This window comes from Paenibacillus sp. FSL R10-2734 (assembly GCF_037963865.1).
GTDB lineage: Bacteria > Bacillota > Bacilli > Paenibacillales > Paenibacillaceae > Paenibacillus_AQ.
The window spans coordinates 4532659-4545344 of sequence record NZ_CP150170.1; the positions used below are offsets into that span (position 1 = coordinate 4532659).

Below are 12686 nucleotides of genomic sequence, written 5' to 3' on the forward strand. Positions count from 1 at the left end.
AAAAAGAATACACATCCTCACATACAAGGACTTCACGAGTTCACCATCTCCAATTTATAACCGATTCCCCGTACCGTACGAATCGTAAAGTCATTTTGATAATCCATAAATCGCTGACGCAATCGCTTGATATGTACATCCACAGTTCGTTCATCGCCTTCATAATCCATTCCCCATACCAAATCAATCAGCTCACTGCGTGAATATAGTCGTCCTGGATATTGTGCCAGTTGCGCGAGCAGTTCAAATTCCTTTACAGGAAGAAGCAGAACTTCATCACCATCAGTGATTTCATAATTTTTGCGATCGATAACGAGTGAATTTAAACGGATCCGATCATCCGAAGCTATGGAATAACGACGAAATAATGCTTTGATCCGAAACAGCAATTCTTCTGGCTCAAACGGTTTCGTTACATAATCATCTGTCCCACGCAAATAACCTTGTTCTTTATCACTTAACTGTTGCCGAGCTGTTAACAAAATAATGGGTATATCATACGTTTCTCTTATATGTTGGCACAGCTCTAAACCATCCACATGTGGCATCATTACATCCACTACTGCTAAATCTGCAGTGCTTTCTTTCAGTTTATGTATCGCGTCCCGACCATCGCTGGCCTCCATGACTTGATAACCTTCCCTGGTCAATACATGCTTTAATAAAGTTCGAATATTGCTATCGTCATCTGCTACCAAAATTTTCTTCATCGTTTACACTCCCTGAATTACGGATGAACCCATAGTATCAACTTTAAAGGGTTAGAACAACTAATCATGTAATTGCCAATCAAATATACGTTATAATTCGTTCGTAGATTTTTTCAAAAAAGAAACTGCCTCATCCCGTAGAAAATTTTCTACTGATTAGGGCAGCCTCTTCTCATGTATTCACTCTGTTAAATTAACACCGTCTTTGTGGATACGGCTTCTTCACTGTATTGTTTAGTACCTTCTAAAATCACTTCAAGCTTAATGATCTCCGAACGGCTGGCTAAACGGATTGGAGGTCCCCATGTCCCATAACCAGAGGAAACAACGACATGCAAGTTATCTTTACGGAGATAACCCCAGTCCAGTTCGAATAACCGTTTCGTGATCCAGTGATTCGGAGCGATCTGTCCACGGTGCGTATGACCGGAGAGCAGAATATCTACCCCCTCCTGAGCTGCAACGTCGAAACCAGTAGGCTGATGATCCATCATGATCACAGGACGCGCCAGATCGAGGCCATTCAATAAGGAACTTACGCTCTTTCTTCCACCGGCTTCCATCGTCTCGGCAGTTTTATCTTTTCGACCTACAATATACGTACCCGCCACTTCTTCAACCTCATCCTGAAGGACTTTAATGCCTATGCTACTCATCAAATCGGTATATTCCTTAATCGAACCACCATAATATTCGTGATTGCCCAGCACTGCGTATACACCATGTCGTGCTTTTAATTGCTTCAGCTGTTCACTCATACTATTGCGAATAAAAGGCTCTATACTATCGTCAAGTACATCCCCAGCCAGCAAAATCACATCAGGCTTCATAGCGTTCATTTGTGAAACCATTTTTTTAAGATGCCGATTGCCCACGATATTACCCAAATGCAAATCAGAAGCAACCGCGATGGTTAATGGCGTACTGGTTCCGATAGATTTATCAATAGAAATGGGATGCGTACGGATCACTGTACTCCAAGCATTGATCGAACCCCAGACTAGAAAAACTAACAGTAATATCAGCAGAGTCCCACCAGCCTCTGAGATGTAGTGCGTTCGATCAACTCCCAGCCATCCAAGTACGACATACAACAGGTCAGCCAATGGCAACATAATAATCGCAAATTCCATGCAAGCTAGATAATACGATCCAATTACTTTAAAGAATCTGGCTAACGGTTTCACCATTTTGGGCCACGGTATCATTCCTACGACATACGCAAATGCAACTAGAAGGAATAATGTCCAGAACAAACCTGAGGAAACACCGGAAAACCATTCATGAACAATCAGCCAAACGTGATAACCAATGTACAAATTAACAAGGCCCAGAATAAGCAGCATCGCAAACCCTGAAGCTAACATTCGTAATGTTTTCATCGTTCCTCTCCCCTTTACCCTGCTAACTCTAAACGTCTTATCTCAAATCATAACACAAACCGTTAACTCAGTATAAAATGCAATGATGCCTTCGGCAAACTAGAAATCTAAGAAAATAACAAAACGAAATCCCTAATTACATTCCCCGGCAAAAAAAAGAAAATGCCCGTTGGCATCTTCTTGGTTGAGAGTAGAGAATACTTCCGTATCCATCTCTACTTCAGTACCGGTTCAATATGTACCAGCACATTTGAAACTTGGTGTCGGTCCTTCAATTGCTCTTCAATCTCTTCCGTAATATCATGGCTCTGCACCACACTAAGCTCGGAATCCACTAATACCGTTGTATCCACTAGTACGTTGTTCCCATGGATGCGGGCTTTGATATCTTTAATGGATTGCACTCCGTCAATTTCAGCTACAGTTTCTTTCATGAGTTCAAGTTCTTCCGCGTCAAAACCATCCGTTAAATCATGTGTTGCTTTACTAAAGATATCCCATGCTGTCTTACAGATGATCAGGCCTACGATAATCGCTGTAAGCGGATCAAGCCATGGAATTCCAAAGCTGGAAGCCACAATCCCGACAAAAGCACCTATACTAACTAAAGCATCCGACCGATTATCTAGTGCTACTGCTCGCATAGCGTTACTATTAATGGAGCGGGCCAGTCTAATGTTATACATATACACGCCCATCATGATCACAGCACAAAAGACTGCCGTCCAGGCTGCTATAAGATCTGGACTTTCTAGTTCAGGTTGGATAAATTTGTTCATGCCCTGGTACAACACTTGAAGTCCCACCACAATCATAATGAATGAAGCAATTAAGGATGCCACGGTTTCCGCTCTGAAATGCCCGTAGCTGTGATTGGAATCTGGTGGTCTTCTGGAGATTTTGAGGCCAACTAGTACTGCAATAGAAGCAATAATATCAGTGCTGTTGTTCAGCCCGTCTGCAAGCAACGCTTGAGATCCCGCGACCGTACCAATGAACAGCTTGATTGCGGAAAGGAAGATATAAGCAACTATGCTTAGCCAAGCTCCTTTTTCACCCTGTTTAATGTCGTTGTAATTTTCCAAAAAAAAGAACCCCCAAAGAATAGTATTGTTCTATACTACACTTATAGATTCGGGTGGGTCTAGAGAAACAGTGTTGCTAAGATGCGTAATAGTTCACTCCGTCAAATAGAGTTGCCAGGTCATAACTGTTTTGCGGAAAGTAACATAGTTTGCCCTAGTTCAACTTTACTTCCAAAATATAAGAAAGTATAAGGACGCTAGAGTCGTTTATGTTAGTTCAACTGGAATAGTAACTTTTTGCTATTTGAAATGTCTAATTATTGTAATCACTATTTCTAAGGGGCGTGGAACAATGATTCAGTCTTTACATAAGACAATAATTAAAGCTTTAGCTGTTGCAAGTATTGCATCCCCATTAGCTTACAGCGGATCATTATCCGTCATTTCCGCAGAACAAGCAGTCATTAGTACAAGCAATCCCTACTACAATGAAGTCAAAGCCCCAGTCCTTACGCCTGCATGGTCGGCGCCACTCGCCATCTTAAAAAAGGATAGAATCACAGAGCAGAACGTTACAGTACTTGCGGAGAATGGAAAGGTCTTTGCCTTGCAGCGGAATGAAAAATTAGTCGCATTGAATGCTACAACAGGTAAAAAAATGTGGGAATTCGGAAGTGCATTAGCCCCGCTGTTCACGTATAGTAACGGATTTATCTACGGACTGACCCAAAGTGGCTCGTTATACGCTGTTAATGAAGCAGGCAAAAAAGCATGGTCAGCTTCATTAGCTCTACCTAAAGCTACTAGTATACAACGGTTAGGCTCCACCATTTATGTTACACAAGAGAGTCAACTCGCAGCCGTCGATGCCGTAAGCGGAAAGATCAAATGGAAGGCTGTTGAGAAAAGTAATAACTTTACGGGCTTATCAGACCTCATGGAAGCAGAGGGGGTTATTATTCGCAGCTATCTCTCTCAAGGAGCTTTAACAACTGCCGGACTTGCCGCTTATGACAGTCAGACAGGAAATAAGCTATGGGAAAAGACTCGTCAATTTTGGCCTTTAACAGTGAAGGACGGTCTCTTATACTCCATCACCAGTACTCTTATGCTTGATGATGACCCTGTCAATCGTAATGTCAAAGTCTCTGTATTCAACGTAAAGACGGGTGAACTCAAAGGTGAACGTTTATATACATGGACAGATACCGAGAATAAAGATGGAGAGTACAGTTTTGGTGGTGTAAATGGGACGGCGTTCTTGGACGGAAATGACTTCTATATTTTTCAGGGTAAAAAGCTTGTGAAATATGATTTCTGGAATTACTCAGCGCAAGGGAAACCGGTTCAAACCTGGACTTCTATGGCTAAGGAGAAAGACTACCCACTGAACCAAGTCCATCAGCAAAGAATGTTATACTCTAATTATGATAACGGTACGTTATCCGCACTTAAACTTGGAAATGGGCAGGCTGTAGTCCTTAATAATGGTGAGAATCCAATAGTACAAACGGATCTTTTCGGTAACGTAGTTTATAGCGGACAGTCAGATGGCTTATTTCACGCTTATGACATGTTGACTTTGAAGCCAATTTTCACCGTGAACACGGGGTCACGCAACTTTTCCCCTTCTCTTAAAACAGGAGGAATGCTGATGATCCGAACGGATAATAAGCTACTTGCCATTAAGCTACCTTCTTCTTTAAAATAAAAAAGCCTGATTTCTCAGGCTTCTGGGTTTCAATAACTTATTCAGCCGGTGCTGTAAAGGTACGAGCTGCAAATTCAGCATCCAGCATGTAGAAGGCGTTGCTATCTTTATCAATTCTTTTCAGTTTACTAATGATGTTGCTAAAGAGCGCTTCTTCTTCCACTTGCTCATCAATAAACCATTTCAAGAAATAGATCGTTGCATGCTCGCGTTCATCCAGCGCCAAGTCAGCCAAATGATAGAACCGTTTCGTGTTTTGTTGTTCATGAGCGAAAGCATGTTCAAAAGCATCCAGCATCGATGTGTACTCGTTCTTCGGCTCTGGTAGTGCTTCTAGTGTAGCCCGATTATCTCGATCATTAAGGAACTTATAGATTTTCATGGCATGGAATCGTTCTTCTTCTGCTTGAATTAGAAAGAAGTTTGCAAAACCATCCAGACTTTCACCGGAGCAATATGCAGCCATAGCTAGATAAACATGAGCGGAATAAAACTCGAAATTCATCTGTTCATTAAGTGTGTTTACTAATCCATCTTTCATCTGACCGTCACCTCATTATTCAATTTTAATATGTAAAGATTTAAGTTCATCTTATCACCGTGTATCTAAGTCAGCAAGGATTCATCCTTCTGACATCTAAATAAGCAACGAAGGGACGACTTTTCTGATGACCAGATTAACTCGTAATAACTTACAGCCTAAATTCTCCGGCAGACTCCTGTTGGCTTCAACTATGTTATCTATGCTTCTTTTAACTAGCTGTTCCAATAGCAGTAACAGTGCTCAATCAGTCGCAACAAACTCGCCTACATCCGAATCCACTACACCACCCGTTACCAGTGCCACACCTGCTCCCTCCACAGAGAGTGATCCTATTGCTCTTCAGATTTCCAATATGAGCCTTGAAGAGAAAATCGGACAAATGCTCCTTGTTGGTATTGATGGAACCGTTCTAGATGATCAAGCAAAAAGGATGATTGCCGAAGACAAAGTCGGTGGAATCATCCTTTATAAGAACAATATTCAAGACCTAAAGGGTATGGTAAGCCTTGTTAATTCCATGAAAGAGAGTAATAGTGACAACCCTATTCCTTTATTCATGAGTGTCGATCAGGAGGGTGGTAAAGTCAGCCGGATGCCTAAAGAGTATGCTTCCATCCCCTCTAATGCAAAGGTTGGTACCCGCAATGATGCTGACGCTGCCGAGATGATGGGCAAGCTGCTCGCACGAGAAGTAATTTCAGCCGGATTTAATATGAACTTCGCTCCTGTTCTTGATATCAATAGCAATCCGAATAATCCTGTGATTGGAGCTCGCTCCTTCGGCAACTCCGCTGAGCTAGTCAGTACACTTGGGATCGCTGAAATGAAGGGCATTGAGAGCGAAGGTGTTGTGCCCGTTGTCAAACATTTCCCCGGACACGGTGATACTTCCGTCGACTCCCACCTTGATCTGCCGATTGTAAACAAAACCGCTGAAGAGCTCGCTAAATTAGAATGGCTTCCTTTTCAAGCTGCAATTAAAGAGGGAACAGATGCCGTTATGGTCGCCCACATTTTATTTCCTAAGCTAGATCCTGATAAACCAGCATCCTTATCAAGTAAAATCATTGGCGAACTACTTCGGGAAGAAATGAATTATCAGGGACTTGTAATCACAGATGATTTAACAATGGGTGCTATCATGAAGAATTACGACCTTGCCAATGCGGCGGTAGATACCGTTATTGCAGGCAGTGATATCCTACTTATCGCACACGGCTATGATAATGAGCAACGAGTAATAGATTCGCTTCTGGACAATGTAAAAAAAGGTAAGATACAGGAATCACGGATTGATGAGAGCGTCTATCGGATCTTAGCATTGAAAGCTAAATACAATCTATCCGACGAGCCAGTTCCGGTTCCTGATCTTACCGAGCTAAACAAGGATATTAAAGCTTGGAGACTTACGATTGAGAAATAGGCTTAGGCCTATTTCAATCCTTACTGAAGTACAACAACATCTCCTACCTTCAACCCTGAGACGGCCTCTGTTTTGTCTGACGTCTCCATACCCACTTCAATATCTCTTCGTTCATATTCCCCATTGCCTTTGTCCAGCATCACGTAGGAGAGATCTCCTTCATGCATTACAGCGATGCTGGATACGACGATGGCATTTTCTTTGCGGACCGTCTCAATTTCTCCGCTCAAGCTTAGTCCACCGATCAAGTGCTCGTTAGACTGCAGTGAGATAACCACTTCAAATTGTGGAACCGAAGCAGCAGGAGCATTCGGGCCCGAAGCCGTCTTAGCAAATTTAGATACCTTAGTTACTTCTCCAGAGAGCTTTAAATCCTTTAAAGCTGTCATTTTAACATCAACCTTCATTCCCGTCTTAATACGGAAGACATCTTGCTCACCTACAAGAGCTATAAACTCAAGCTTGTTCATATCTACAATTTTGCCGATGTATTGATTGTCTGTCACCGTCTGCGGAATTTCACTGGCGCTATCGAATAGAAAAACACCAGATGCCGGAGCATGGTAGAGCGCTGTATTAAGCTTAGTCTTCTTTTCTTTTAATTCACGAGCCTGTATATCAGCATTCACTTGGTTAAGCTCATCCCCTAACCGTGCCGTTTCTTGGGCTGCAAGTGCTTTTATACGTTCGGCTTCTGTTGCACCAAGGGCTGCATTCTCCTGGTCCTGCTGACTAACAAATTCATTTAATTCCGCTTCCAGCTTAGCCTTTCGGATGGTCGCCTCCTGAGTAGCAATTTCATTCTTTAAGGCTTCCTGATCGAGGGAAAACAGCAAATCCCCCTTCTTTACTTGCCCACCGTTCTCTACCTTCCACTTGGTTACCTTTGAAGCATATGGCGCATATACAAGCGTTTCTTTCTCATATTGTGAATTCCCTTTGACCTGGACGGAGCTCGTCATTGTTTCCTGTGTCACTTCAAAAGTTATCGCTTGTGGTGGTTCAACAGGTTCTAGCTGTGCCTCAGGTTTATACATTTTGTTGTATACAAAATAACCTGCTGCAATAATGATCAATACTAATACAATCCACTTGATTCTCCTCTTCATCACTTCTGCTTCCTTTCAACTTAAAAATAGCTAATCCCGTTTTATCGCCGTGAGCGCATTCGTTCTGGATGCGCTGATCGCCGGATAAATTCCTGATAGTACGCCTGTCATCACTGCAAATGCGATCCCTACTGGAAGAGTCATCAGAGGAATAGTAATAACCAAAGGCTCACCCATCCCCATTCCAGCGGTACCAATAAGCTTGTTTATGCCAAATATAATCAAGTATGAAAAGACAATACCGAGCAGCCCACCCAGCATTCCGAGCAATGCCGCCTCTGTAATGAACATATTTCGGATCTGCCCCATATTAGCGCCCAACACCTTCATAATGCCGATCTGACGCCGACGTGCATGAGTGGACATGGTCATCGCAACGATGATGGAGATCGAAGCGATAATCAGAATAAATATACCAATACCAAGGGCTGCTTTCTTGATCATGCTGAATTGATCGGCGATTGCCTCTTTTTGATACAAATTCGTACTTGTCGTTAGTGTGAGTTTCTGTATAAGCTTCTCCACTTGCACGATATTGTCCGTGCTGTCGACTTTTACTATGGCTGAGTTATAAACATCCTTCTGCCCAGCGGTGCCACTCGTTAGTTTCAGTTGTTCAACCAGACGCTCACCAGTCTCTAGTGACACGTAGATCTTCTTGTCGTACATCGCCATATCAGGGTTCCCCCCACTATCCAATATCCCAACAATTTGTAGTGGCGAGCTGACTAGCGATTGTCCAGTTTGAGAAGCAGGGTCATGCGACTGTAATTGAACCTGTTGTTTGTACATATCCGACGGCAGCATGCTTAAACTGTTGTACTGTTCCATTATTTTATTATTGTATGGATCCGTATTCAATTGATCAAAAAGACGTTGCCGCGTCTCGACATCAATCAAACCTACGGTCGCTCCATAGTTTAGCACTGCCATGCCAACCGAATCAGAAGGACCACCCTGCTTAAAGCGATGGTCGTATTTCGTTAGCAGTCGAAGATCCGTTCCGATAAGCTGTAAGTCCGTAATTTTATTATCGATAGTAGTCATTTGTATGTAGCCAAGCTCTTGAAAAGGTGCTGCTGCGGTTACATGTTGCAAGCCTTGGACAATTTTTAGCTTCTGAGCCGTCAGCCTGCCGGGATCAAGTTTTGCATCAGTAGCAGAAGCTCCACTTCCTTCTCCGCCCCCTTGTGAAGGGATACCACCATTTGGCGTCACTGTAATTTCATCCATTTTGAAACTCCGGTTAATCTCCCGCTCCGTATAGCTTTGCGCGGAATCTCCTATACTTAAAGCAACAATGATAGCAGCACAGCCAATCGATATACCAGCCATACAAAGACCTGTGACCACTTTCCGTCGTTTGACTTGCTCCCAAGCTAATCGTGAAATATCACTAATCCTCAATGAGTTTACCCCCTTCGAGTTCTGTATTCGAAGAAGTTTCTTTTTCCGTAATCATATATCCATCCTTAAGCGTAAAAATCCGTTGCATTTGCTCCGCAACCTTGAGCTCGTGAGTTACAACAATGAAGGTAGTCTTCATCTTCTTGTTCAGGTTAAGCAGGATATTGATAATTTCCTCTTCTGTCTTCGAGTCCAGGTTACCAGTCGGTTCATCTGCGAATATAACAGACGGCTCCGTGATCAAGGAACGTGCGATACTGACCCGCTGCTGCTGTCCACCAGACAGCTGAGAAGGGAACAGGTCGGCTTTATCCGGGATGCCGACCCCTTCAAGCAAGGCTAGAGCTTTTTGCTTACGTATTGATGGTGAAATGGATTGGAAGACTAGCGGCAATTCAACATTTTCACGGACGGTTAAGCTAGTAATCAGTTCATAAGCTTGAAAGATAAACCCGATATGTTTCCTACGAAATTCGGATAGCTTGTTCTCGCTCATCTTCACGATATCTTGGTCAGCAATGTAAATGTGACCTTCCGTAGGCTTCATCAGACCTGCCATGAGGTTCAGCATGGTTGATTTACCGGAACCTGAGCTCCCCAGTAAAGCAACCATCTCCCCCTCTTTCACAGAAAAGTCTATTTGATGAAGCACAGCCGTCGTTTCATTACCATTCTTAAAAGAATGCGTTACATTTTCCACTCGCAACATTGGAGCTGCTCCTTCGCGTACATTAATAGATATGAATTGCTACTTCTCAGTTACTGGTCTATCGATCTTTATGTTGTAAGCTTGACTGGCCAGCTCGATTCGTTCGCCTTGGAACTCATCATACAGTGTGATCCGGTACGTGCCACCAGACAAATTCTTATACATATTATTCGTAAAGGTTGCAGTATACGAGTTGTTATTCCCTTCAAGAAGCTCAGTACCGATGTTCAAGCTTCGTTCCTGTGAGAGGTTATATGGATCCGTCATTTTAAGCACCAGCTTATGGGTAAAGGTTCCCATGTCATACGTAGTGTCACGAAGTAGGTTGTAATTCATTACGATATCTATAGTGTTACTACCTTGCAGCGATCGCCCTTCCGAACTTAGAACAGACATCGTGTACGGGTATAGTGCAACCTTCGTCAAGTTATTCTCCGGTGGTGTGGACACTGGATTCAGAGTCAATGAAGCAATATTTATAAATCCTGTGGCTTCCTGACCAGGTTCAGTCAGCTTATTTCCAGTAATTCCTGGACCTAGATACAAACTTACATCCGATGGAATTACGGACTTAGGCAACTTTGCCCAGTATGTGATTAATTGCTTGCCACCCGGAGTAGCTGCAGTATCTGGCTGATTCGCTGTGGCTTCATATAGCTGGCCATCTCCCGTTTTATAGTAAGCCTGAAGGCGAGCCATCTTGCTTTGTCTCTTTTCCTCACTACTGAGCAGTAGCTCTGTATATACGAGATTAGAATTTAGACCTTCATAAATGATCGTTTTGTTCTCTTGTACCTTTGCGTTTTTGCCTTTACCGGTAATTGTATAACTTCCACCACGTTCGATAGTGGATACAGCATTCATCGTACTGTTCGTGCTAAGCGATAGGAACGAGCTCTTTTCTTCTTTTACCGTTGAAAAGAGGTTCACTTTTAACTTATCGAACTCTTGCGTGTAAGGAATTTTGGCAAATACATAGATCTCAGCATTTTTCCCCGGTGCAATGGTCGAGGTTTCCTTGTCCATAAAGAGTTCTGTAGAAGAAGACACATCGTCATTGTCTACCTGGACAGATCCTTTTAATTCTGGAAGCGTTAATGCCACCGACTGCGAATTCTTAATATTTATTCTAGCAACAACGATATCATCATCCTTCCAAGGAAAGCGCTGTAATGACAGCAAATTATAAGTGAAAGAACCATATTCATTCGATGCGCTATATTCCACGCCCTTTTGAATCTCAGGACGTAGTGTGTAGGAAATCGTGTAGTAGGCAACAGGTACTGTCAGCTTGGCTGTATTGCCCGTGCTTGCATTAGTCCCTCCAGTTCCCGCGCCCTCACCCGGAGTACCCGAATCTGTATTATCTGGAGCCGAAACAGCTTCAATCATCTGCAATTGTAGCGAATTCTGCTCAACTTCAAGCGGAACCTGTGCGGTAAGTGGAATTATTTTTTCCTCCAAAGGCTTTATGGTTAATCCGCTCAATCCTTTCGCATTGATCGGAAAAGTTGTCCCTGATGAAGTTTTGACTGCAAGCTCATAAGTAGGCAGCGTAACGGTCGTCTTCCCAACATTTTTCACTCGTAGCTGGAAGGTCCAAATTCCCTTATTGTTCTCAGCGTATACGTTTGCGTTGTTTAACTGAGTTTCTATCGGATTATTATTAATCATGATTTTCTTAGTCACGCCTTTGCCTACCACCAAATTAGGTGTTGTGGCTGCCGGTAGCTTGTACGAAGATTTAGCGATCTCAAGCTTCAGGGCTTCATCCTTTTGTGTAAATTGCAGCTTCATATTATCCGTTTTCATATAAGGAGGAATCTCGGCAAGATAATAGATAGTCTTCTTCTCCTGCGGCTGAATCTTGTAACTAATCTGAGAACGATCAAGTGCTAATTCATACGAACTGCCACCTGCAGAGAGTAAATAAGCCGCATAACCCGGATCACTAAGTACCTTACTGCCCTTATTGGTCAGGCTTATCCCCACCTTGGCATAGACCTTCCCATTATATTTATAGAGCTCCAAGGACTCACTTTTGGCGATGACAGGAATGTCATTCATTGTGGTGCTAACATTTTTTCCATTTACGGCAGTTGGGGAATAATTAGCTGGCAAAGTAAAACTTCCTGCGTGCTTTAAATAACCTTTGGTTTTGGAATCCCACACATACATAGGAATCTTAATCCCTTTTAACGAATTAGTCTTGCCGATGTTGACATAATACGTAACGCGCAAGCTTTCTTTAGCACCAATCTTCTTCTTAAGCGCGTCGGCGCTCAGCGGGTTACCCGGAATGACAGAACCCCCTGGAGTCATAACTCTCGAAAAATAGTACATTAGGTTTGCGTTTTTACTGCTACCATTCGAATAATTCAGAGTATAGGTTAAAATATTCCCACCAGATTGTGACCAAATATTGACATCTTCTAGTGTAGCTTTAATATTTGCTCCTAAAGAAATGGAACCCAGATTGCTAGTGGCTGCAACTGTCGCGGCAGCTACAGCTGGATTTGTACGAACAGCATTAGCTGCTGCCGCTGAAGCGGTATGCCCTGTCAGTTGGCTTATGACAAAGGTGCTTAATAATAAAACAACATATGTACTGCTATGCTTTCTCATTTATTCCCCTCCACGAGTATTTTACTAGAGTTATTATAGTG

The 12686-nt window shown here is 42.8% G+C and carries 10 protein-coding genes; 2 read left to right on the forward strand and 8 right to left on the reverse strand.

Features of this window, described 5'->3' with window-relative positions; all coding sequences use genetic code 11:
* Positions 1–32 precede the first annotated feature (32 nt).
* The 3 genes from NSS67_RS19660 to NSS67_RS19670 all read right to left on the reverse strand — a co-directional run bounded on the left by NSS67_RS19660 (position 33) and on the right by NSS67_RS19670 (position 3177).
* Positions 33–710, reverse strand: a complete 678-nt coding sequence (locus tag NSS67_RS19660; protein WP_339315275.1) for a response regulator transcription factor — start codon at positions 708–710, stop codon at positions 33–35.
* A 188-nt stretch (positions 711–898) separates the two neighbouring features.
* A complete protein-coding gene (locus NSS67_RS19665) occupies positions 899–2092 on the reverse strand; it encodes a metallophosphoesterase (protein WP_339315276.1) in 1194 nt (397 codons plus the stop codon).
* Positions 2093–2307: 215 nt separating this feature from the next.
* Positions 2308–3177 (reverse strand): cation diffusion facilitator family transporter, encoded by an 870-nt coding sequence (locus NSS67_RS19670; RefSeq protein ID WP_339315277.1) that lies wholly within the window; start codon positions 3175–3177, stop codon positions 2308–2310.
* Positions 3178–3469: 292 nt separating this feature from the next.
* On the opposite strand from NSS67_RS19670, the gene NSS67_RS19675 reads away from it, so the two are divergent.
* Positions 3470–4828, forward strand: coding sequence for a PQQ-binding-like beta-propeller repeat protein (locus NSS67_RS19675; RefSeq protein WP_339315278.1), 1359 nt, complete (start codon positions 3470–3472; stop codon positions 4826–4828).
* Between the two features lie 37 nt (positions 4829–4865).
* Here NSS67_RS19675 and NSS67_RS19680 read toward each other — a convergent pair whose 3' ends face one another.
* Positions 4866–5369, reverse strand: a complete 504-nt coding sequence (locus NSS67_RS19680; protein ID WP_339315279.1) for a ferritin — start codon at positions 5367–5369, stop codon at positions 4866–4868.
* Positions 5370–5496: 127 nt separating this feature from the next.
* Here NSS67_RS19680 and nagZ point away from each other — a divergent pair, with 127 nt between their 5' ends.
* Complete coding sequence (nagZ, locus tag NSS67_RS19685; protein WP_339315280.1) at positions 5497–6795, forward strand: beta-N-acetylhexosaminidase; 1299 nt, start codon at positions 5497–5499, stop codon at positions 6793–6795.
* A gap of 20 nt (positions 6796–6815) precedes the next feature.
* On the opposite strand, the gene NSS67_RS19690 is transcribed toward nagZ, so the two are convergent.
* Genes NSS67_RS19690 through NSS67_RS19705 form a run of 4 tightly spaced genes read right to left on the reverse strand, consistent with a single transcriptional unit; the run spans position 6816 to position 12645 of the window.
* Complete coding sequence (locus NSS67_RS19690; protein ID WP_339315281.1) at positions 6816–7904, reverse strand: efflux RND transporter periplasmic adaptor subunit; 1089 nt, start codon at positions 7902–7904, stop codon at positions 6816–6818.
* Between the two features lie 30 nt (positions 7905–7934).
* Positions 7935–9311: an ABC transporter permease gene (locus NSS67_RS19695; protein WP_339315282.1), complete on the reverse strand. Its 1377-nt coding sequence runs from the start codon at positions 9309–9311 to the stop codon at positions 7935–7937.
* A complete protein-coding gene (locus NSS67_RS19700) occupies positions 9301–10020 on the reverse strand; it encodes an ABC transporter ATP-binding protein (RefSeq protein WP_339315283.1) in 720 nt (239 codons plus the stop codon). Before NSS67_RS19700 ends, NSS67_RS19695 begins: the two co-directional genes overlap by 11 nt.
* Before the next feature lie 39 nt (positions 10021–10059).
* Positions 10060–12645 carry a hypothetical protein gene (locus NSS67_RS19705; protein WP_339315284.1) on the reverse strand — a complete coding sequence of 862 codons (2586 nt, stop codon included), beginning with the start codon at positions 12643–12645 and terminating at the stop codon, positions 10060–10062.
* Positions 12646–12686: the final 41 nt, after the last annotated feature.